We start from the raw sequence: 21,074 nt of genomic DNA, 5'->3' as shown, positions 1-21,074 counted from the left end.
TGTTCAGAGTCCCAACGCCGTGGGGGCTTGGGCAACGTGATTTCTGGCGGGGTGGACATGCGTGAGGCTGCGGAACGGTTTGCGAGGGTTTGGGAGGCGGCGTGGGCTCGGTCTGACGTGGACGCGATCGCCGAGCTGTACGCGGAGGACTGCGTTCATCGGTCCATGCCGTTCCGGCCGCCGCATGTGGGGCGGGCTGCGTTGATCGAGTATCTGCGGGGGAGCTTCGCGGAGGAGCCCGCGTCGGACGTGCGGTTCGGGACGCCGATCGTGGATGGTGACCGGGCCGTGGTGGAGTTCCGGGTGCTGGCTGAGGGGCCGATCACCTTGGCGGGGTGTGCGTTCGTGCGGTTTGCGCCGGATGGCCTTGTGGCTGAGGTGCGTGACTACTGGCATGTGGTTGAGGGCCATCAGGAGCCTTCGGGCACGCTTTTCTTCAGTTGATATGTGTGGCGGCGCCCCTTGCGGGGCGCCGCCAGGATGTTTCAGATGAACTCGGCAAAGGTGATGTCGGCGGTGGTCAGGGGATTGGTAGGGGTGCTGCCGTCGGGGATGGTTCCGTAGACGAAACGCACCGAGACGTCTTTGATGCCGCAGTAGTTGGAAATTCCGACCTGGAGTTGGCGAGCCAGTAGGTCGTTCAATCCGTGTTCGGCGTACGACTCCTCGGACTCACCGGCCAAGCCGAGCCACAACATGCGCTTCTCGGCTAGGCGCGCCTTGCTGCGGCCATAGGCGAAGCCGTAGTTCCAGACCCGGTCGATCCAGCCCTTGAGGATGGCCGGGAGCCCGTACCACCAGACCGGGAAGACCACCACGATGACGTCGGCCGCGTCGATTCGCCGCATGTGCTCGCGGACCTCGGCGGAGTAGACCTTGTCGCGGTCGGTCCAGTCGGGCTCGTCCTCCAGTGTCATCCGCGGGTCGAAGCCCTCGGCGTGGAGGTCGAGCAGATCGACGGTGTGGCCGCTCGCGACCAGCCGGTCCCGAGTCTGTTCGGTGATCTGGGCGGTGAGGGAGTCGCGGCGGGGGTGGGCGGCGACCAGCAGAGCGTTCTTCATGGGGCTCCTCCTTCAGAGCCGGACGAGCATCTTGCCGGTGTTGGCGCCGCGCAGCACCCCGAAGAACGCGTCAGGGGCGTTCTCCAGCCCCTCGACCACGGTCTCCTCGGTGTGCAGCGTGCCGTCGGCGAGCCAGCCCGCCGCCTGCCCGATGTATTCGGGGAAACGGTCGAAGTGATCGCTGACCAGGACTCCGCGCAGGGTCAGGCGCTTGGTGACGGCGCTGTAGATGTTGCGGGGGCCAGGGACGGGGTCGGTGGCGTTGTAACCGCTGATCATGCCGACCAGCGCGGCGTGACCGTGGACCTTGAACGCCTCGATGGCGGCTTCGAGGTGGTCGCCGCCGACGTTGTCCACATAGACGTCGATGCCTTCGGGTGCGTGTTCGGCCAGCTGGCCGGGGAGATCGCCGGTCCGGTAGTCGATCGCGGCGTCGAAGCCGAAGTCCTCGACCAGCTTCTTGCCCTTCTCGGGGCCGCCCGCCGAGCCGATCACCTTGGCCGCGCCGAACTTGCGGGCGAGCTGCCCGGCGACGCTGCCGACCGCGCCCGCCGCGCCGGAGACGAAGACCACATCGCCTTCTTTCACCGGAGCGATCTGGGTGACGGCGAGGTAGGCGGTCAACCCGGTCGTCCCGAGCGCCCCCAGGTAGTCCTGCGGGCGAGCGACGCCGGTGTCGATGACGACGGCCTCCGCGGCGTTCACCAGGGCGTACTCGCGCCAGCCGAGGAAATGCGACACCGTCGCGCCGACCGGAATGCCCGCGTCACCAGAGGCGACCACCTCGCCGATGGCACTGCCCTCCAGGGGCGCGCCGATCTGGAACGGCGGGATGTACGACTCGGCCTCGTCCATGCGGCCCCGCATGTAGGGATCCACGGACATCCAGGTGTTGCGGACCAGGATCTGGCCCTCGCCCGGCTGTGGGACTTCGACCTCGGTGAGCTCGAAGTTGGCCGGAACGGGCTCGCCGGTGGGACGGGACGCAAGGCGGATCTCACGGGAAATCATCATCAGTGCCTTTCGGAGGGGTGTTCGATGTCCTCACTGTGCCGATGCGCGCTTCGGGTCCCCTGTAGGTCCGCTGTAGGTCGCGGTTAACCTGCGTTCATGCGATTCGGGGTGCTCGGTCCGCTCGCCGCCTGGACCGACGACGGGCGGCCCGTTCGCCTCCCCGAGCTGAAGGTCCGCGCGCTGCTCGCGGACCTCCTGGCCCACGAGGGGAGGCCGGCGTCGGTCGACCGGTTGATCGACGACCTGTGGGTGGATCGGCTGCCGCGCAATCCGATCAACACGCTCCAAACCCGGGTGTCGCAGTTGCGGCGTGCTCTGGAGGCGGCCGAGCCGGGTGCACGGGAACTGCTGGTCTCGCAGGCCCCCGGCTATCTGCTGGCCGTGGATCCACAGGCTGTGGATGCAGGCCGCTTCCACGCGCTCATCGAGCAGGCGGGCGCGACGGACGATCTCCGCACCAGGGCGGGCCTGCTGGCCGACGCCTTGGCGTTGTGGCGGGGCCCGGCGTACGCGGACTTCGCCGATGAGGAGTTCGCGCGGTCCTCAGCGACACGTCTGGAGGAGGAACGGCTCGCCGTCCTGGAGGAGCACGCCGACGTACGGCTGGAGCTGGGCGAGCACATCCTGCTGCTCGGCGAGCTGGGCGACCTGGTGGCCCGGCATCCACTCCGCGAACGTCTGCGCGCCGTGCATCTGCGGGCTCTCTACCAGGCCGGGCGGCAGAACGAAGCGCTCGCGAGCTACGCCGACCTGCGCGAACGGCTGGCCGACGAGCTAGGCCTGGATCCAAGCCCCGAGCTCGCCGCCCTCCACGACGCGATCCTCCGCCAGGACCCCGCCCTCACCTCATTTCACTCGATCCGCGCGCCTCGCCTAGGCGGCGCGTCTGGCTGGGTCGAGGCTTCCCACCCTGACCCCGCGTCCGATTCCGGGAGTGCCGCTTCTTCGGGCGCCCCGACTGGTCGAGGTGGCAGGCCCAGCGGTTCCGGCGATCCCCACGCCTCTGGTGGCGTGTCTGAACGGGGTGACGCGCCCGGTTCAGGTGGTGGCTCCGGTTCAGGCGGCGGATCTGGTGGTTTCGGCGGCGAAAATGGCTCCAGCGGCGTGTCTGACTCGGGTGGCGGCTCCGGCTCTGGCTCAGGTGGCGCTTCGCATTCAGCTGGCGGCTATGGTTCCGGCGGCTCATCCGGTTCGGGTGGCACGTTCGGTCCTGGCGACCCCTCTGGCTCAGGTGGCGCTTCGCGCTCGGGTGGCGGTTCTGGCTCTGGTGGTGCTTCGCATGTAGGTGGCGCTTTCGGTTCTGGCGATGCTTCCCCCGCCGGTGGTGCTCATGGTTCCGGCGGTGGGTCCGGATTCGGCGGCGCCGCTGGTTCCGGCGGCGCTTCGCGTTCGGATGGCGGTTCTGGTTCCGGCGGCTCATCCGGTTCGGGCGGCGCTTCTGGTTCAAGTAGTGCTTCGCGCGAAGGTGGCTTGTTCGGCAATGAAGGCGTGTCGGGCTTGGGTGGCGCGTTCGGGTCGGATGGTGCTCCGCGTTCGGACGGCGCGTTCGGCTCGGGGCGCGGGTCTGATTCAGGCGGCGGTTCACGTTTGGGTGGCGCCGCTGCTTCTGGGGTGGGCGGGTTTGTGCGGGGGAACCTGCCTGCCTCATTGACTGATCTTGTCGGGCGGGAGGATGCGCTGCGGCAGGTGCGGGGGTTGGTGGACGGAGCGCGGTTGGTCACGCTTACTGGGCCAGGAGGTGTTGGGAAGACCCGGCTTGCTTTGGAGGCGGCCAGGGCGGCGTTCGATGCGTTCTCCGATGGGGTTTGGCTCGTTGAATTCGCCGGGCTTGAGCCTGCGTCCGGTACTACTCCGGCCGATGTTGTCGCGACGGCGCTTGGGATCCGCGATGACGAGGCTGGGGACTTGAGCGGTCAGTTGGAGAGCGCTCTGCGTGGCCGCAGGTTGTTGTTGGTGCTCGACAACTGCGAGCACGTGGTCGAGGCAGTTGCGGCTTTGGCTGAATCGCTCCTTAGGGCGGCGCCTGAGCTGCACATTCTGGCCACGAGCCAGGAGCCGCTCGGGGTGGACGGGGAGACGTTGTGGAACGTGCCGCCGCTCGCGGAGTCCAGCGCTGTACGGCTCTTCGTGGCCAGGGCGACAGCGGTCGCGCCCGGATTCGAGCTGACGCCGGACAACGCGGAGGTCGTGGCGGCGATCTGCCGGCGGCTGGACGGGATCCCGCTGGCCTTGGAGCTGGCGGCCACCCGCGTGCGGGCGCTGGGTGTCCAGGAGCTGGCCGGGCGGCTGGACGATCGCTTCCGCGTGCTGACGTCCGGGCGGCGTGGTGCCCCGCCGCGCCAGCAGACGTTGCGCGCGATGATCGACTGGAGCTGGGAGCTGCTGACCGGGCCGGACCGGGCCGTCCTGCGGCGGCTGGCGGTTCATGCGGGCAGTTTCACGCTGGCGTCGGCGGAGCAGGTGACCGGCGAGGACGTCCTCGATGTGCTGCCGCGGCTGGTGGACCGGTCGCTCGTCCTTGTGGCCGACGGCCCGCGTTATCGGCTGCTCGAATCGGTCAAGGCGTACTGCGTCGAGCGGCTGCGGGAGGCGGGGGAGTACGAGGAGACCAGGCGCAGGCATCTCGCGTTCTACACCGAGCTGGCTGAGCGTGCCGAGTTGCGCGGTCCCGGCCAGCGGGAGTGGCTCGAACGGCTCGACCGGGAGACCGCCGAGCTGCGCGCCGCGTTCGAGGGCGCGACGACCGCGGAGAGTGCGTTGCGGCTGGTCAACGCGCTGGCCTGGTACTGGTACCTGCGCGGCAGGTGGACCGAGGCGCAGCGGTCTCTGGAGTGGGCGGTCGGGCTCGACGGCGGGTCGGGGTCGGCGCGGGCACAGGCTCTGGTCTGGCAGGCGGGCCTCGCGCTGCTGGGCAGTGACGGTGCTGAACGGGGCGAGGTGGCGTACGAGCAGATCGACGATCCGGTGCTGCGTGCTCGGGCCCGATGGTTCATGGGGTTCGCGCAGCGCGGTTTCAACGATCTCGACCGTACGAGCGAGCTGGTCGGCGTGGCGCTTGAGGAGTTCCGGGAGCTGGATGACCGCTGGGGAGTGGCGGCGGCCTTGAGCGTGCGGGCCACCGTCGGGAGGGCGCGCGGGGATCTTGTGCAGGCGCGCCTTGACGCTGCGGAGAGCGAGGCGGGTTTCCGTGAGGTCGGTGATGCTTGGGGCCGGTTGAAGGCGACCAATACCCTTGCCGAGCTGGCGGAGATCGCGGGTGACTACGAGCGCGCCGCCGGGTTGCACCGTGAGGGCTTGCGCATGGCCGAGGAGCTCGAACTCTGGACCGACGCCTCGTTCCGCCTCTCGGGGCTGGGCCGGATCGCGCTGCTCAGTGGCGACTTCGCTGCGGCTGATGAGCTTCATGGACGGGCGATGCGGCTGGCCGCGGGGCAGTCCAACAAGGTGGCCGAACACTTCGCCGAGGTCGGCCTCGCGCTGAGCGCGCGGCGGCAGGGCAAGTTCGACCAGGTCGAGGCGCACCTGGGTAAGTGGATCAGCTGGATCCGTGGTGTGGCCGGGGAGCCCGGGCTGGCGCTCGTACTGGCCGAGCTCGGCTTCGCAGCGGAGCAGCGTGGTGATGCCGAGGCCGCTCTCGCCTTCCACCTGGACGGGCTTGCGTCCGCCCGCAAGATCGGCGACCCGCGTGCGGTCGCGCTCGCCCTCGAAGGCCTTGCCGGGGCGCGTTCGCTTGCCGGAGAGCCAGGTATGGCGGCCCGGTTGCTGGGGGCGGCGACCGCTCTCCGCGAGTCGGTCGGCGCTCCCCTGCCCGAGGCCGAACGAGGAGATGTGGACCGCATTTCCAGGGTGGTGCGTGAGGCCTTGGGGGACGAGGCCTACAGAGCTGAGTTCGAACGGGGCGTCAGCGACGGCCTATAGCAGCTTGCCGGGACCGAACCGTTTGACGGCCTCTCGGAGAGCTCCCGGCTCACCCTCGGGTAGCTCGATGACGTAGCGCTTTCCGCGCAGTCTTGGCGCGGGCGGTGGAGCGTTGACCACGAAAAAGTCCAGGACGGTCGGCTGGCCCGAATCCTTGATGGCGTCGACTGGGAACAGCTCGACCTTCGCGTCCTCGATGAGGACCGCCGCGATCTGCGGCCACTCCAGTCCTTTCTCGATGCGCCCGCCGAAGACAGGCCACACTCCGCGGGGATCCACGGCCAGGTACGGCGTGCTCAGGCGGGCACGGACCTGCCGCCAGACGATGAAGCCGAGGATCGCCATCCAGGGGATCCAGATTGCCCAGGCTTCGATGCGTTCATCCATCGGCGCCGGACCCTTGTCGCCGGCCTCGTTCACCAAGCCTGGCACGCCCGTGCCGTACAGCGCGTACAGCGGCGGGTAGACCGTCAGCGCGATCGCCACGAGGACCACGAGCAGGATGAGGGGGCTCGCGACGATCAGTTCCGTCCGGCCCAGCCGCGACCATGCGCGGCGGCTGAGCTCCCGGCGCCGTGCGCGCCGGATGGGCTCGATCTCGACCTTGACCGCCTCGGGAGCGAGTCTGCTTTTCGGCACGCCGCACACCCTAGGGGCGGGACGGCCCAGGCCGGAAGGCGGTTTGCCCTGCCCCGGCCCGGGGGCGTGCGCCCTGGCGACCAGGACGCCGGCCCTCCGGGCCAGTGGCAGGCTCTTCCCGAGTTACAGGCTCGATTGTGTCCGTCTGCTCGGCAAGAGACATCGTTCACCCACGCAAAGAGGTCGTCAGAGCTCCTTGAGGAATCCGCCGTCCACGACGAGGTCCGCACCGGTCGTGCTGGCCGAACGGGGCGACGCGAGCAGCGCGACCACGTCGGCGGTCTCCTGCGGGTCCACGAGCCGGCCCGTGGTGAGGTTCATCATCTCGGGCGCGATCGTGTCCATCACGGCGTCGCGGTCGGCGCCGGTGGCACCCGCCAGGATGTCGGCCGCGCCGCCCTCCTCGGTCCACCACGCCGTGCGCACCGGGCCGGGGGAGACCGTGTTGACCCGGATGCCCTGCGGGCCGAACTCCTGGGACAGTCCCTTGGTGAGGGTGTTCAGACCCGCTTTGGCGGCGGTGTAGTCGTAGTTCATCGTGCCGGGTTGCCGGGCGGAGGTCGAGGAGATGTTCACGATCGAGCCTCCGCCGCGCTCCAGCATCGCCGGGATGGCGGCGCGGACCGCGCGTACGACGGCGAAGAGGTTGAACTCGAACATCTGCCGCCAGTCGTCGTCATTCGGCGTCAGGAAGCCGAAACGCGGCAGGGACACCCCGGGCGGCGGGCCGCCCGCGTTGTTGACCAGGATGTCCAGCCCGCCGAACTCCTCCACCGCCCGTTCGACCAACCGGCCCGGCGCGTCCGGGTCCATGAGGTCCACCGCGACGTGGACCAGGCCAGGCCCGGCCAGCGCGTCGAGTTCGGGGCTGCTCTTGCGGGAGGCGGCGACGACGCGGGCGCCCTCCTCCAGAAGGGTGCGGGTGATGGCCAGACCCATCCCCTTGGACGCACCGGTGACGATTGCGACACGACCGGAAAGCTGCAGGTCCATATTCCCACCTTGCGAGGTACGGTCCCGTCCCCGTGGACGGGAGAGAGCTCTTAATGAGCTCTCAATTAGCCGAACCCCACTGGATCCAGAGTGGTTGCAGTTTCAATCAGAGAATCTTCCGGGAGCGGTGAATGGCCCGCAGCAGTGTGCGCCACTCTTCGTCGGCGAGAGTGAGAACCGGCCCGTCAGGGCCGTTCTTGGAGTCCCGGAACGCCACCAGACCGTGGAGCCGGGCTACTTCCACGCAGTTACCGCCGTTGGGGCCGCTGTAGCTGCTCTTACGCCAGACAGCGCCGGTCAGGTCCATTAATTCCTCACCGTTTGTCACTCGCGCCATGAACAAATGTACGCAGTACGTTACATGCCTTTCTGGCGAGAGACATGCCGGGGGCAGGGCGATCGGACCGGAGTTTTTCCGGGCTCGGCGGGCTCCGGCTACAAGCGGCTTCGCTTGCGGAGCATCACCAGGCCCGCGATCGCGGATAGCGCGAGCAGACCCGTCGTGACGTTCACCGCGATCTTGAGCGCTCCGTCGTCGGTGAGGCTGAAGAAGGCGTTGGTGGCGAGGCCGGCGACGAGCACGATCCAGAGCAGGGCTTTCACGGGGTTCCTCCGTGGGTCGGGGTCTGTCGGGAACGTGGTCCACTCTGCTGAACGTGGATCGGCGGAACGAGCGAGCAGGCTCCCGAAACCGGGGTGTAGCCAGATACACCCCCGCGATCCGGTCGGTGGTGAACAATGTGGACCGCCCAGATGATCAATCTCCTGCAGAGGAGCATGATGCGCACACTCGTCACCGCCTCACTCGCTTGCGCGACAGCCATCGGCACCGTTCTCGGCGTACCCTCCGCCGCGTCCGCGCGGACCGAGATCACGGTGTACGTGAACCCGTCCGGCGCCGCGACCGCCTCGGCCGCGGGCGCCGGTCTCGCCGCGGACCGCGCCGTCCGGACGCTCGCCGACGCGGTGCGGGTGCTGAAAGCGAGGGGCGCGGGGGCGTCCAAGGCGACGATGGTGCTCGCCCCGGGCGTCTACTCAGGCTCGATCGACCCGGGCGCTGAACTGCCCGCCACCAGCCTCGCGGTGAAGTGCAAGAACGCGACCCTGGACGGCAAGGGCGCCTCGGGCTATGCGATCACCTTGCGGACCTCGAAGTCCAGCGTCGAGGGCTGCAAGATCAAGAACTACACGCATGGCGGCGTGCTCGCCAGCGGCAGCGGAGCGCTCAGCGGCATCGTGGTCAAGAAGACCACGTTCAGCGACCTCGGCACCAAGCGGAAGAAGAACCGTGGCAGGAACGGCTACGGCGCGGTCCACCTCAAGAACGTCCGGTCGGCGAAGGTCACAGGCAACACGTTCCTGCGGCTGGAGAACTCGCAGCGCTACAGGAAGCGTCGGCCGGACGGCCAATGGGAGATCATCGACAAGTACGGCAACATGCACGGCGTCTACTTCGCCGTGGGCAGCTCCGGCAGCAAGAGGGCGTACAACATCGTCAAGGACAACACGTTCCACACGATCTCGGGCGACCCGATCCGCATGAGCGATGGCAGCAGCTACGTGTACGCCTCGGGAAACAGCTTCCGGAACGCGGGCTCGAACGGGATGGTCACGTACTGGTGGTTCTCCCGCGACCGCCGATGCGCCAAGCACAACTACGCCTACCGCAACAGTGGCCGCTCGGGCTACAAGCGCCCTGGGGGCTCGTCCAAGACGATCCCGCACGTCAAGTCAGCCTCGGGTTGCAGCGGTTCGGTGAAGGACGGGCCTGCCCCTCGTTGAGATCTGGGGTGTCGGCGCCTGAGTACGCGTACCTAGGTCATGGTGGGGCTAGCCCTACCTTGAGTTGGGGAGCTGAACGCATAGTGAGGTCCGTGCCCGTTCCGTAGTTTCGATGCAGGACGATCTTCGAAGGGACGGGCGATGAACCGACACGACGTGCAAGCCGTCAGGACAGCGGCGGGTGGCCAGGGCAGGCTGCGCCGGCGCCTGGCCGTGGCCGCGCTCCTGATCGGGCTGGGCGCGGTCGCATCGGTCGTCCCGCACCCGGCGAGCCCGTTCGAGGGGATCGCCGCCCCGGGCGGCGAACAGCACACGACGCCGTAAAGGAGCCGACGCGTCTCGACTGTGCGCGGGGCGTTGCGCCTTGGGTATGCGCAGGGCGTGAGCGGGCCCTGGTTCCTGGGAACCAGGGCCCGTTCGTCGTCTCAGCGACCCCGGTTGAGCTGCCGCGTGGGCAGTTGCCGGGCGTTCCGGCGTCCCGCTCCGCCACGCGCGAAGGCCGCGGCGGTCTTGGGGTCGAGGTTGCGCTGCTGCTTCTTCTTGCTTTTCTTCTTGCCGTTGTCGCTCAGGTTCTTGGCGGCAAGGATATTGGCGAGATCCTGATTTTGGGTACGCATAAGACAAACCTCCGAGCACACTTGTGAACGGTCGCCAAAAAGCGGTCATGGCGGACCGGTAAATGAATGAGGAATGCTCGCCGGAGCGTTCAGGACGAGGTCACGTCGGCTGCGGACACGTGAATGTGCCTGCTGCGAACGTAGGGAACCAGGGCTGACATGCCGGGAGCGATGCGTGGGGAGCGGGCCGCACGAGGGCGGCGACTGGGCTCAACCGTGAGAATCAGGACTCCATGCGGGAGACTGTATAAAGGAGTCGCCCACCCGTCAACCCCCATTTTGAACAGTTTGCGGGCAGGCAAAGGCCGCCACCCTCAGCACAGGAGCGGCGGCCTTTCGGTTTATTCACTTGGCCAGGGACAGGCCCTTGGCAGGGTTGACGGTGAGGGTGTCGGCGGCCTCGTCGAGATCCACGACCACCCGGTCACCATCGCGCACCTCGCCCGCCAGCATCTCCCGGGCGAGCTCGTCGCCGATCGCGGTCTGCACGAGACGGCGCAGCGGGCGCGCCCCGTACAGCGGGTCGTAGCCGGTCAGCGCCAGCCACTCGCGGGCCGCGTCGGTGACCTCCAGTTCGAGCTGCCGGTCGGCCAGGCGCGCGGCCAGGCGATCGACCTGCAGATCCACGATCCGGGTCAGCTCGTCGGTCGTCAGCGCGTCGAACAGGATCACGTCGTCGAGCCGGTTGAGGAACTCCGGCTTGAACGAGCTGCGCACCGCGTTCATGACGGCGTCACGCTTGGCCCCGTTCTCCAGCGTCGGGTCCACCAGGAACTGAGACCCGATGTTGGACGTCAGGATCAGGATCGTGTTGCGGAAGTCGACCGTGCGGCCCTGCCCGTCGGTGAGCCGCCCGTCGTCCAGCACCTGGAGCAGGATGTCGAAGACCTCGGGATGCGCCTTCTCCACCTCGTCCAGCAGGACGGCCGAGTAGGGGCGCCGCCGGACGGCCTCGGTGAGCTGGCCGCCCTCCTCGTAGCCGACATAGCCGGGAGGGGCGCCGACGAGGCGGGCCACCGAGTGCTTCTCGGAGTACTCGCTCATGTCGATGCGCGTGATGGCCCGTTCGTCGTCGAACAGGAACTCCGCCAGGGCCTTGGCCAGCTCGGTCTTGCCGACGCCGGTCGGGCCGAGGAAGAGGAACGAGCCGGTGGGGCGGTCCGGGTCGGAGATGCCCGCGCGGGCGCGGCGCACCGCGTCCGAGACCGTCTTCACCGCGGCGCGCTGCCCGATGAGGCGCTTGCCGAGCTCGTCCTCCATGCGGAGCAGCTTGGCGGTCTCGCCCTCCAGCAGGCGTCCCGCCGGGATGCCGGTCCAGGAGGCGACCACGTCGGCGATGTCGTCGGGGCCGACCTCCTCCTTGACCATCGCGTCGGCCTTGTCGGTCTCGGCCTGCTCGGACGCCTCGGCCAGCTGCTTCTCCAGCGCCGGGATCTCCCCGTACGACAGGCGCGCGGAGGTCTCCAGGTCGCCGTCGCGCTGGGCGCGCTCGGCCTCGCCGCGCAGCTGGTCGATGCGCTCCTTGATCTCACCGACCCGGTTGAGCCCGGCCTTCTCGTGCTCCCACCGGGCGTTGAGCGCGTTGAGCTGCTCCTGGCGGTCGGCGAGGTCCTTGCGGAGCCGGTCAAGGCGCTGCTTGGACGCCTCGTCGGTCTCCTTGGCGAGCGTCAGCTCCTCCATCCTGAGCCGGTCGACGGCGCGCTGCAGCTCGTCGATCTCCACCGGCCGCGAGTCGATCTCCATGCGGAGCCGGGACGCCGACTCGTCCACGAGGTCGATCGCCTTGTCCGGCAGGAACCGCGCGGTGATGTAGCGGTCGGAGAGGGTCGCCGCGGCGACGAGCGCGGCGTCGGAGATCTGCACCTTGTGGTGCGCCTCGTACCGGCCCTTGAGCCCGCGCAGGATCGCGATCGTGTCCTCGACCGACGGCTCGCCCACGAAGACCTGCTGGAAGCGGCGCTCCAGCGCCGGGTCCTTCTCGATCCGCTCGCGGTACTCGTCGAGCGTGGTCGCACCGATCATGCGCAGCTCGCCGCGGGCCAGCATCGGCTTGAGCATGTTGCCCGCGTCCATCGCGCCCTCGGCCGCGCCCGCGCCGACGACCGTGTGCAGCTCGTCGATGAACGTGACGACCTGGCCGTCGCTCTCCTTGATCTCGGTGAGCACGGCCTTGAGGCGTTCCTCGAACTCGCCGCGGTACTTGGCGCCCGCGACCATCGCGCCGAGGTCGAGTGCGACCAGCCGCTTGTTGCGCAGCGACTCGGGCACGTCGCCGGCGACGATGCGCTGGGCGAGGCCCTCCACGACGGCGGTCTTGCCGACGCCGGGCTCGCCGATGAGGACTGGGTTGTTCTTCGTCCGGCGGGACAGCACCTGAACGACGCGGCGGATCTCGGTGTCACGGCCGATGACCGGGTCGAGCTTGCCGTCGCGGGCCGCCGAGGTCAGGTCGACGCCGTACTTCTCCAGCGCCTTGTAGGTGTCCTCCGGGCTCTCGCTCGTCACCTTGGCGCTGCCGCGCACGTCCTTGAACGCGTCGAGGAGCGCCTGCGGGGTCGCGCCGAACTCCTTGAGCAGCACGGCCGCCGGGCCTCCGTCGGCGGCCAGGCCGACCAGAAGATGCTCGGTCGAGACGTACTCGTCCTCCAGCTCCTCGGCGCGGTGCTGCGCGGTGTTGATGACCCGCTGGAGCTGGCCGGAGAGCCGTGGCTCGGGAACGGTGGAGCCGGAGGCCTTGGGCAGCTGGGCGAGCTGCTCCTCCGCCCGGCGGCGCACCGCCTGTGGGTCGGCGCCGACGGTCTTCAGCAGCGGCACCGTGGTGCCCTCCGGAACGGTCAGCAGAGCCGCGAGCAGATGCAGGGGCTCGACCTGCGGGTTGCCCTCGCCCGCGGCCTGGCGGAGCGCCACCGTCAGCGCTTCGCGGCTCTTCAATGTCAGCTTGTTGTCCATGTTTCTTCGTTCGCCCCGTGATCTGTGATGGTCAGTCAGAGTGGCGCCGTCAGTCGGAGTGGCGTTCGTGCCAGATCACGACGCCCGTGTGGCGGATCGGCACGAGGTCGGTGCCCGGAGACTCGGCGACGTCGCCGCGCCGGCGCTGCTGCGCCAGCCGCGCCGCCACGGCCCGGGTCGACTCGAGCTCGTTGGCGAGGTCCTCGAGCGCCGCGTGCGCCTTGGCCAGCTCCTCGCGGAGATGGATGTTGTCGCGCTGCAGCTCGAGGATGTGCTTGATGCCGGAGAGGTTGATGCCCTCCTCCTGGGAGAGCCGCTGGATCTCCCGCAACTGCACGATGTCGCGCATCGAGTAGCGGCGGCCGCGACCCGCGGTGCGGCCGGGAGAGACCAGGCCGAGCCGGTCGTAGGTCCGTAGCGTCTGCGGATGGAGGCCGGACAGCTGCGCCGCCACCGAGATCACATAGACCGGGGTGTCGTCGCCGAACGGGTCCATGATCACTCCTCTCGGGCCTGCTGGAGCAGCTCGCTGCGCAGATCGTCGCCGTCACCGGCGGCGCGCAGCCGCTCCAGCGCCTCGCGGGTCGTGTCGTCGAGCTTCTGCGGCACCTGCACGTCGATCGTGACGAGCAGGTCACCCTTGGTGCCGTCGCGGCGGGGGGCGCCGCGGCCCTTCACGCGGAGCGTGCGGCCGTTGGGCGTGCCCTCCGGCAGGCGCAACGTCACCGGCTGGCCCTGGAACGTGGGCACCTTGATCTCGGCGCCCAGCGCGGCCTCGGGGAACGTCACCGGGACCGTCAGGGTCAGGTTGTCGCCGCTGCGGCCGAACGCCTTGTGCGGCAGGACCTTGATGTTCACGTAGAGGTCGCCGGCCGGGCCGCCGTTCTCGCCGGGTGCGCCCTTGCCCTTCAGGCGGATCTTCTGCCCGTCGGCGACGCCCGCCGGGATGCGGGCCTGGATCGTCCGGGTGCCGGTCGCGCGGCCGCTGCCGTGGCACGTGGTGCACGGGTCGTCGACGACGAGCCCGCGGCCGCGGCACTCCCTGCACGGCTCCTGGAAGCCGAAGTTGCCCAGGTTGCGCGTCTCGTGCCCGGTGCCCTCACAGGAGGGGCACACCCGCGGCACGGTCCCGGCCTTGGCGCCGGTGCCGCGGCAGGTCGGGCAGGCGGCCTCGCTGGTCAGCTTGATCGGGACGGTCACGCCGTTCATCGAGCGGCCGAACGACAGCGTCACGTCGGTCTCGACGTCCGAACCCCGCCGTGCGCGCCGCGTGCCGGCCGTACGGCTCCCGGCCCCGCCGCCGCGGTTGAACAGGCCGCCGAAGATGTCCCCGATGCGCTCGCCGGCGCCGCTCGCGCCGCCGGAGGTCCCGGTCTGCCCGAAGAGGTCGCCCAGGTCGAAACCGAAGCCCCCGCCCTGCTGGCCGCGGAAGCCACCGGGCATGGCCCGCATGGAGTCGTACTCCTTGCGGCGCTTCTCGTCGGAGAGGACGTCGTAGGCCTCGGAGACCTCCTTGAACTTCTCCTCGGACTCGGCGTCGCCCTTGTTGGCGTCCGGGTGGTACTTGCGCGCCAGCTTGCGGTAGGACTTCTTGATCTCGTCCTGCGAGGCGGACTTCGAGACACCCAGGACCTTGTAGTAGTCCTTCTCCAGGTAGTCCTTGGTGCTCACGGCGCCCCGCTTTCTGCTAGTGCCACTGCGTCTTCGTCTACAGCGTCTTCTCGTCTACAGCGTCTTCGTCGTTTACCGCGTCGAGCCGTCTGCTGCGTCTGGCTCGATTACTGCGTCCGGCTCGATCCTGGCCCGGGTGGTCCCGTTCCCCGGAGGAAGGAACGGGACCACCCGGACCCGGGGTCACTCGCCTTCGCCGCCGCTCTCGGCGTCGCCAGCGTCAGGGTCGGGCTCGGCCACCGCGACGCGGGCGGGTCGCAGTACCCGCTCGCCGATGCGGTAACCGGGCTGGAGCACGTCCACCACGCTCGTCTCGGTCACGTCGGCCGAGTACGCGTGCATGAGCGCCTCGTGCACCACCGGGTCGAAGGGCTCGCCCTTCTCGCCGAAGCGTTCCAATCCGAGCTTGCCGGTCACCGCCTCCAGCGCCTCGCCCACCGACTTGAAGCCGCCGGTGAGCTCGTCGTGGTCACGGGCCCGGCCGATGTCGTCGAGCACCGGAAGGAGCTCGTTGAGCACGTTGGCGAGGGCCTGTTCGCGAACGGCCACCCGGTCCCGCTCGACCCGCTTGCGGTAGTTGTCGTATTCCGCCTTGAGCCGCTTGAGGTCCAGGGTGCGCTCGTCGAGTTGCGTCTTGAGGGCCTCTGTCTCCTCGCTGGTCGTGGTGCCCGCTGAGGCCGCGGCGCTCCCACCCCCCGGAGATCCGGGGGCCGGCCGTTCCGCCGGCTCCCGGACCTGGCCGGTCTGGGGATCGATGCGCCGCTTGTCGCGGATCACCGGACCTTCGCGCTCCTCGCCCTCGGTGGGAGGGTTGGTCACGCGGCACCGTCCTTCGGCTTGTCGTCGTCCACGATCTCGGCGTCGACGACCTCGTCGTCCTGCGCCTGCGCGCCGCCCTGGTCGCCCGCGGTCGGGCCGGCGTCACCGGCGGCCGCGGCGCCCTCGGGGTTCTGCGCGTACATCGCGGCGCCCATCTTCTGGCTCACCTGGGCCAGCTTCTCGGCGCTGGTACGGATCGCGTCGACGTCGGTGCCCTCGAGGTTCTTCTTGACCTCGGCGACCGCGTCGCCGACCTCCTTCTTGAGCTCCTCGGGGACCTTCTCGTCGTTCTCCCGCAGGAACTTCTCGGTCGAGTAGGCGAGGGTGTCGGCCTGGTTGCGGACCTCGGCCTCCTCCTTGCGCTTGCGGTCCTCCTCGGCGTACTCCTCGGCCTCGCGCATCATCTTCTCGATGTCGTCCTTGGGCAGCGCCGAGCCACCCGTGATGACCATCGACTGCTCGCGGCCGGTGCCCTGGTCCTTCGCGCTGACGTTGACGATGCCGTTGGCGTCGATGTCGAAGGTGACCTCGATCTGCGGCACGCCGCGCGGCGCCGGCGGCAGACCGGTGAGCTGGAAGGTGCCGAGCTTCTTGTTGTACGCGGCGATCTCGCGCTCGCCCTGGAAGACCTGGATCTCCACGGACGGCTGGTTGTCATCGGCGGTGGTGAACGTCTCCGACCGCTTGGTCGGGATCGTGGTGTTCCGCTCGATGATCTTGGTGAAGATGCCGCCCTTGGTCTCGATGCCCAGCGACAGCGGGGTCACGTCCAGCAGAAGGACGTCCTTGACCTCGCCCTTGAGCACGCCCGCCTGGAGGCTGGCGCCGATGGCCACGACCTCGTCGGGGTTGACGCCCTTGTTGGGCTCCTTGCCGCCGGTCAGCTCCTTGACGAGCTCGGAGACGGCGGGCATGCGGGTCGAACCGCCGACCAGGACGACCTGGTCGATCCCGTCGACGGTGATGCCGGCGTCCTTGAGCACGTTGTGGAACGGTGCCTTGGTGCGATCGAGCAGGTCGGTGGTGAGCCGCTGGAACTCGGCGCGGGTGAGCTTCTCGTCCAGGTGCAGCGGGCCCTCTGACGACGCCGTGATGTAGGGCAGGTTGATCTGGGTCTCGGTCGAGCTGGACAGCTCGATCTTGGCCTTCTCCGCGGCCTCGCGCAGCCGCTGGAGCGCCATCTTGTCCTTGGAGAGGTCGACGCCGTTGGCGTTCTTGAACTTCTCGACCAGCCAGTCGACGACCTTCTGGTCCCAGTCGTCGCCACCGAGGTGGTTGTCGCCGCTGGTCGCCTTGACCTCGACCACGCCGTCGCCCACTTCGAGGAGGGAGACGTCGAAGGTGCCGCCACCGAGGTCGAAGACGAGGATCGTGGCCTCGTTCTCCTTCTCCAGGTGGTAGGCCAGCGCCGCGGACGTCGGCTCGTTGATGATGCGCAGGACGTTGAGGCCCGCGATCTGGCCGGCCTCCTTGGTGGCCTGGCGCTGGTGGTCGGAGAAGTAGGCCGGGACGGTGACGACCGCGTCGGTGACGGTCTCACCCAGGTAGGCCTCGGCGTCCCGCTTCAGCTTCTGCAGCACGAACGCGCTGATCTGCTGCGGCGTGAAGTCCTTGCCGTCGATGGTGGTCTTCCAGTCCATGCCCATCTCGCGCTTGACCGACCGGATGGTGCGGTCAACGTTGGTCACGGCCTGGCGCTTGGCCACCTCGCCCACCAGGACCTCGCCGTTCTTGGCGAAGGCGACGACGGACGGCGTGGTCCGCGACCCCTCCGCGTTGGCGATGACGGTGGGCTCGCCACCCTCAAGGATCGCGACGACCGAGTTGGTCGTCCCGAGGTCGATGCCGACCGCACGTGCCATGTCTCTCGTCCTCCGTCGTGATGCTGCTTCGTCGGTGTGTTTCGTCGGTATGTGACCCGGCCGCCGTCGCCCCCGGAGGGCGGCCGGCTGAGTCTCCAGTTCGCAAGGTTGCCCGGTACGGATCGACTTGTCAAATGACTTGAGTCGACCCGACTCAACTTTGCTGCTGTTCTCTCTAACAGGACGAGTGAGCCGGGCATTCCCGTTCCCGCCCACAGCCTTCTCAGGGCCGTTTTCCTCACCCCGGAGGAGCCCCGGCCCAGGCGTCTCGCCCTCAGGAAGGAGGCCGGGCGCCCGGGAAAGTGGATCGGCGCTTCGGGTGATCACCTCAGGACGATCATCATGAGGAGGTCTGGTGAGACGACGAACTGCGGGGCGGGTGGCGCTCTGCGCGGCGCTGGCCGGCGGTGGCCTGGCGGTCCTGCCCATGGCGACCGCGCAGGCCGCGGTGACCGCTGCGGCCGGGAAGGGCGTGCTGCCCGCCGGCAAATCATGGACGGTCACCCTGGTGACGGGTGACGTGGTGAAGGTCAGCACCGTCAAGGGACGCCTGCCCACGGTGTCGGCGAAGCCGGGCAAGGGACGGGCCAACAAGCTGTTCCACACCTCGTACCGTCCGAACGGGCACGTGGTCGTGACGCCAGTGGACGTCGCGTCGCAGGTGGGCAAGGTGCTCGACCCCCGCCTGTTCGACGTGACCACGTTGATCCGGCAGGGGTACGACGACGCGCGGAGCAAGGAGCTGCCGCTGATCGTGGCGGGGAACGCGGGTGTGCGCACCCTCGGTGCCCGTCGGGAACGCGAGCTGTCCAGCATCGGGGCGGTCGCCGTGCGCCAGCCGAAGGGACAGGGGGTGCGGCTGGGCCCGGCCCTGACAAGCCGGTCGAGCGGCATCCGGCACATCTGGCTGGACCAGAAGGTCAAAACCTCGTCCTCACCGGCCGTCTCGCGGGCCGTCTCGCCGACCATCCGCGCGGCCAAGCTGGACCGGAACCTCACCCAGGTCGGGGCGCCGGCCGCCTGGAAAGCGGGATTCACCGGGCGTGGGATCGCCGTCGCCGTGCTCGACACCGGAGTCGACGCCACGCACCCGGACCTGGCCGGGCGCATCGCCGAGACCAAGAACTTCAGCACGGCCGAGGACGTGGCGGACCGCGACGGGCACGGCACCCACGTCGCCGCCACGGTCGCGGGCACCGGAAAGGCGGCGGGCGGCGAGCGCACGGGCGTCGCACCGGACGCGTCCCTCCTGATCGGCAAGGTCCTGAACGACGAGGGCGAGGGCGAACTGTCCGACGTCATCGCCGGGGCCGAGTGGGCCGCCCCGCGCGCCAAGGTCGTCAACATGAGCCTGGGCGGCTTCGAGCCCTCCGACGGCACCGATCCGGTGTCGCAGGCCGTGGACAAGCTGACCGCCGAGCACGGCTCGTTGTTCGTGGTGGCCGCCGGCAACACCGGCGGCTTGGCCGACATCTCGACTCCGGCCGCTGCCGGCTCGGCGCTGACCGTGGGCGCCGTCGACGGCGAGGACGCCCTCGCGGAGTTCTCCTCGCGGGGACCGCGCCCAGGCCGGTACGCGGCCAAGCCCGAGATCGTCGCACCGGGCGTGGACATCGTCGCCGCGCGCGCGGCGGGCACGACGATGGGCGAGCCGGTCGACGAGCGCTACATCGCCGCCTCTGGCACCTCCATGGCCACGCCGCACGTCGCGGGTGCCGCAGCCCTTGTCGCCCAGCGGCATCCAGACTGGAAGGCGGGGCAGATCAAGGCGGCGCTGACCGGCGCGGCCGATCCGGCGAAGGGCGGCGACGCGTTCGAACGCGGCACCGGCCGCCTGGACGCCGGGACCGCCGTCACCGCACCCGCGGTGTCGTCGACGGGCGTGGTCCACCTGGGCACCGCCGCGTACCCGCAGACCGGAACGTTGACCTCCAAGGTCAGCTGGACCGGACGCGAAGCCGCGAGCCTGCCGCTCTCCGTGCGGCTCGTCCGCCGCAATGACGGTGTCGTCAAGGGCGCCGCGACGCTGTCGGAGACCAAGGTCGACGTCCCCGCCAAGGGCACTGCCACGGCGACCCTGCAGATCGATGTCGCCAAGCTCAAGGACAAGCCGGGCCTGTACGCGGCGGAGGTCGACGCCAAGGGGGGACCTCACACGCTCGTCACGTTCTACGTCGAGCCGCCCAGCCACACTCTGACCGTCAAGGCGACCGCGTTGCCGGACACCCCGGAGGGCGCGTTCTCCGCCTACACCGGTGTTCTCAACGTGGAAGACGTGGCGCAGTACGTCAGCGTCACCGAGACCGACGCGGACGGCACCGCGAAGCTCCGGGTGCCGAGCGGCCGTTACAGCGTCATGGGCGCGGTTTTCGACAGCACCGACGGCAAGCAGAGGGCCGCGCTCGTCGGCGACCCCGAGGTCATGGTGGACCGCGACGTCACCGTCACCCTCGACGGTGCCGGATCCAAGGAGGTCAAGGCCACGGTCCCCGGCAAGGCGACCGAGACCACCATGGCCGCCGCGCACTACGTCCGTGGCAACGGGCAGGGCCTGTGGGGTGACTCCGTCTACTCGCTCAGCTCTGCGGAGAAGGTGTACGCACAGCCGACGGAGGCGGTCACGAAGGGCACCTTCAAGGCGTACAGCGCGTTCCGGCTCACGGCACCGGGCACCGTTTGGGACCTCCTGGAGCCGATGGGCGACCGGATCCCCGCCGACCCGACGTTCGTCGTCACTCCCGCCGTCCAGGCGCGGCTCGCCCGTGTCGACCAGCGTTTCGCCACCCTCGACGGAGGCACGACCAGGCCGGACTGGCAGAAGCGCTATGGCATGACGCCCGAGGGCGTCCTGCTCCAGGAGGGCGAGGGCGACGTTCCCACGGGCACCACTCGCACCGACTACGTGTCCGCCGGACGTGGGCTCCTGTGGAACGACGAAGCGTCCCCTGGGCTCCTGGACGGCTGGGTCGACCAGGAGCCGTTCTCCCCGCTCAAGCCCGGCAGCCGTGTCACCAAGACCTGGGGCCGTCAGCCGATGCGGCCGGGCCCCAACTCCGCGACCACCGTGAGGGTGAGCGGCTGCGAGCCGCCCGCGTCGGTCCGGTCGCGCGGCGTCATGACCGTCGTCCTGGTCGACCTGCAGACCCGCCCCGACGGATTCGACTGCGACCTCCCGCAGGAGCCGGATCCCACCAAGCGGAAGATGACCCTCTATGCGGGTGACAGCAAGATCCGCGAGGTGGAGGCGCGGGGTGCCCGCTTCACGGTCCCGACGGCGCCCGCGACCTACCGGCTCCGCTACGAGAATGACAGCTCGGCCGCGCTGCCCGTCTCCACCCGGACCTCGACCGACTGGACATTCCGTTCGAAGGCTCCGGCCGGGACCGGTACCGAGCGGCTGCCGCTGCTGACCGTGGACTACGACCTCGGCCTCGACTTGCGCAACCAGCCGGTGGGCAAGCCCGCCGTCTTCACGGTCGCACGCGTCAAGGGCAGTGGCACTGCCAAGATCACCGGCCTGAAGTTCTGGACGTCGATCGACGACGGCAAGACCTGGACGCCCGTTGGCGTCAAGGCACTCGGCGGCGGCCGTTTCTCGGCACCGCTCCCGGCTCCGGTCAAGGGCCAGTCGGTCTCGCTCCGCGTCGCCGCCGGTGACGCGGGCGGCAGCACCATCGACCAGCAGATCATCAGGACCTACAACGTCCGCTGACCCACCGATGACCCACCATCGCTGACCCACCCGGAAA

17 protein-coding genes and 1 pseudogene are annotated in these 21,074 nt (G+C 69.3%); 6 read left to right on the top strand and 12 right to left on the bottom strand.

From position 1 onward, the window contains the following. Nucleotides 1-57: 57 nt before the first annotated feature. Nucleotides 58-444, top strand: coding sequence for a nuclear transport factor 2 family protein (locus F8566_RS17170; RefSeq protein ID WP_225993258.1), 387 nt, complete (start codon nt 58-60; stop codon nt 442-444). A 41-nt stretch (nt 445-485) separates the two neighbouring features. On the opposite strand, the gene F8566_RS17165 is transcribed toward F8566_RS17170, so the two are convergent. Beyond that, nucleotides 486-1,061, bottom strand: a complete 576-nt coding sequence (locus F8566_RS17165) for an NAD(P)H oxidoreductase (RefSeq protein WP_151561239.1) — start codon at nt 1,059-1,061, stop codon at nt 486-488. Between the two features lie 12 nt (nt 1,062-1,073). Then, nucleotides 1,074-2,075 (bottom strand): NADP-dependent oxidoreductase, encoded by a 1,002-nt coding sequence (locus F8566_RS17160; RefSeq protein WP_151561238.1) that lies wholly within the window; start codon nt 2,073-2,075, stop codon nt 1,074-1,076. Nucleotides 2,076-2,171: 96 nt separating this feature from the next. On the opposite strand from F8566_RS17160, the pseudogene F8566_RS17155 reads away from it, so the two are divergent. Both F8566_RS17155 and F8566_RS49865 read left to right on the top strand, forming a co-directional pair. Continuing rightward, nucleotides 2,172-2,840, top strand: a pseudogene (locus F8566_RS17155) (AfsR/SARP family transcriptional regulator); the annotation flags it as partial. Between the two features lie 1,140 nt (nt 2,841-3,980). After that, complete coding sequence (locus F8566_RS49865; RefSeq protein ID WP_192809721.1) at nt 3,981-5,993, top strand: ATP-binding protein; 2,013 nt, start codon at nt 3,981-3,983, stop codon at nt 5,991-5,993. On the opposite strand, the gene F8566_RS17150 is transcribed toward F8566_RS49865, so the two are convergent. From F8566_RS17150 to F8566_RS49860, 4 genes are all read right to left on the bottom strand, one after another. Further along, nucleotides 5,988-6,632, bottom strand: coding sequence for a hypothetical protein (locus tag F8566_RS17150; RefSeq protein ID WP_151561237.1), 645 nt, complete (start codon nt 6,630-6,632; stop codon nt 5,988-5,990). The two genes, F8566_RS49865 and F8566_RS17150, sit on opposite strands and share 6 nt — an antisense overlap. A 186-nt stretch (nt 6,633-6,818) precedes the next feature. After that, entirely contained in the window at nt 6,819-7,625 is an 807-nt protein-coding gene (locus F8566_RS17145; RefSeq protein ID WP_151561236.1) for an SDR family NAD(P)-dependent oxidoreductase, read from the bottom strand. Between the two features lie 106 nt (nt 7,626-7,731). Continuing rightward, the gene (locus tag F8566_RS17140) at nt 7,732-7,932 is read right to left on the bottom strand and encodes a DUF397 domain-containing protein (RefSeq protein WP_151561235.1); all 201 of its coding nucleotides are present in this window, start codon (nt 7,930-7,932) and stop codon (nt 7,732-7,734) included. A 128-nt stretch (nt 7,933-8,060) separates the two neighbouring features. Beyond that, nucleotides 8,061-8,228 (bottom strand): hypothetical protein, encoded by a 168-nt coding sequence (locus tag F8566_RS49860; RefSeq protein WP_192809708.1) that lies wholly within the window; start codon nt 8,226-8,228, stop codon nt 8,061-8,063. 174 nt (nt 8,229-8,402) lie between these two features. Between F8566_RS49860 and F8566_RS17135 the strand changes: the two genes are divergently transcribed. Next, complete coding sequence (locus F8566_RS17135; RefSeq protein WP_192809707.1) at nt 8,403-9,407, top strand: right-handed parallel beta-helix repeat-containing protein; 1,005 nt, start codon at nt 8,403-8,405, stop codon at nt 9,405-9,407. Nucleotides 9,408-9,548: 141 nt separating this feature from the next. Further along, nucleotides 9,549-9,731 carry a hypothetical protein gene (locus tag F8566_RS17130; protein WP_151561233.1) on the top strand — a complete coding sequence of 61 codons (183 nt, stop codon included), beginning with the start codon at nt 9,549-9,551 and terminating at the stop codon, nt 9,729-9,731. A gap of 101 nt (nt 9,732-9,832) precedes the next feature. Here the strand turns inward: F8566_RS17130 and F8566_RS17125 are convergent, their stop codons facing one another. The 6 genes from F8566_RS17125 to dnaK form a co-directional block, all read right to left on the bottom strand. After that, complete coding sequence (locus F8566_RS17125; RefSeq protein WP_151561232.1) at nt 9,833-10,024, bottom strand: hypothetical protein; 192 nt, start codon at nt 10,022-10,024, stop codon at nt 9,833-9,835. 345 nt (nt 10,025-10,369) lie between these two features. After that, nucleotides 10,370-12,973, bottom strand: a complete 2,604-nt coding sequence (clpB, locus tag F8566_RS17120; protein WP_151561231.1) for an ATP-dependent chaperone ClpB — start codon at nt 12,971-12,973, stop codon at nt 10,370-10,372. Nucleotides 12,974-13,022: 49 nt separating this feature from the next. Then, nucleotides 13,023-13,469 carry a heat shock protein transcriptional repressor HspR gene (locus F8566_RS17115; protein WP_151561230.1) on the bottom strand — a complete coding sequence of 149 codons (447 nt, stop codon included), beginning with the start codon at nt 13,467-13,469 and terminating at the stop codon, nt 13,023-13,025. 2 nt (nt 13,470-13,471) lie between these two features. After that, entirely contained in the window at nt 13,472-14,644 is a 1,173-nt protein-coding gene (dnaJ, locus tag F8566_RS17110) for a molecular chaperone DnaJ (RefSeq protein WP_151561229.1), read from the bottom strand. A gap of 183 nt (nt 14,645-14,827) precedes the next feature. Beyond that, nucleotides 14,828-15,463: a nucleotide exchange factor GrpE gene (gene grpE / locus F8566_RS17105; RefSeq protein ID WP_151561228.1), complete on the bottom strand. Its 636-nt coding sequence runs from the start codon at nt 15,461-15,463 to the stop codon at nt 14,828-14,830. Beyond that, complete coding sequence (gene dnaK / locus F8566_RS17100; protein ID WP_151561227.1) at nt 15,460-17,325, bottom strand: molecular chaperone DnaK; 1,866 nt, start codon at nt 17,323-17,325, stop codon at nt 15,460-15,462. The genes grpE and dnaK overlap by 4 nt, the downstream gene beginning before the upstream one ends. Before the next feature lie 355 nt (nt 17,326-17,680). Between dnaK and F8566_RS17095 the strand changes: the two genes are divergently transcribed. Beyond that, a complete protein-coding gene (locus tag F8566_RS17095; RefSeq protein ID WP_151561226.1) occupies nt 17,681-21,037 on the top strand; it encodes a S8 family serine peptidase in 3,357 nt (1,118 codons plus the stop codon). Nucleotides 21,038-21,074: the final 37 nt, after the last annotated feature.

The organism is Actinomadura rudentiformis (assembly GCF_008923185.1).
GTDB lineage: Bacteria > Actinomycetota > Actinomycetes > Streptosporangiales > Streptosporangiaceae > Spirillospora > Spirillospora rudentiformis.
Note: the sequence above shows the minus strand (reverse complement) of the source record. Positions and strands in the feature narration are given on the sequence as shown.

What these genes read in the sequence shown, in the direction of transcription:
- F8566_RS17115 (WP_151561230.1), bottom strand. Translation starts at nt 13,469, where the DNA reads ATGGACCCGTTCGGCGACGACACCCCGGTCTATGTGATCTCGGTGGCG.
- F8566_RS17170 (WP_225993258.1), top strand. Translation starts at nt 58, where the DNA reads ATGCGTGAGGCTGCGGAACGGTTTGCGAGGGTTTGGGAGGCGGCGTGG.
- F8566_RS17125 (WP_151561232.1), bottom strand. Translation starts at nt 10,024, where the DNA reads ATGCGTACCCAAAATCAGGATCTCGCCAATATCCTTGCCGCCAAGAAC.
- dnaK (WP_151561227.1), bottom strand. Translation starts at nt 17,325, where the DNA reads ATGGCACGTGCGGTCGGCATCGACCTCGGGACGACCAACTCGGTCGTC.
- F8566_RS17165 (WP_151561239.1), bottom strand. Translation starts at nt 1,061, where the DNA reads ATGAAGAACGCTCTGCTGGTCGCCGCCCACCCCCGCCGCGACTCCCTC.
- F8566_RS17140 (WP_151561235.1), bottom strand. Translation starts at nt 7,932, where the DNA reads ATGGACCTGACCGGCGCTGTCTGGCGTAAGAGCAGCTACAGCGGCCCC.
- F8566_RS17160 (WP_151561238.1), bottom strand. Translation starts at nt 2,075, where the DNA reads ATGATGATTTCCCGTGAGATCCGCCTTGCGTCCCGTCCCACCGGCGAG.
- F8566_RS17145 (WP_151561236.1), bottom strand. Translation starts at nt 7,625, where the DNA reads ATGGACCTGCAGCTTTCCGGTCGTGTCGCAATCGTCACCGGTGCGTCC.
- clpB (WP_151561231.1), bottom strand. Translation starts at nt 12,973, where the DNA reads ATGGACAACAAGCTGACATTGAAGAGCCGCGAAGCGCTGACGGTGGCG.
- F8566_RS17135 (WP_192809707.1), top strand. Translation starts at nt 8,403, where the DNA reads ATGATGCGCACACTCGTCACCGCCTCACTCGCTTGCGCGACAGCCATC.
- F8566_RS17130 (WP_151561233.1), top strand. Translation starts at nt 9,549, where the DNA reads ATGAACCGACACGACGTGCAAGCCGTCAGGACAGCGGCGGGTGGCCAG.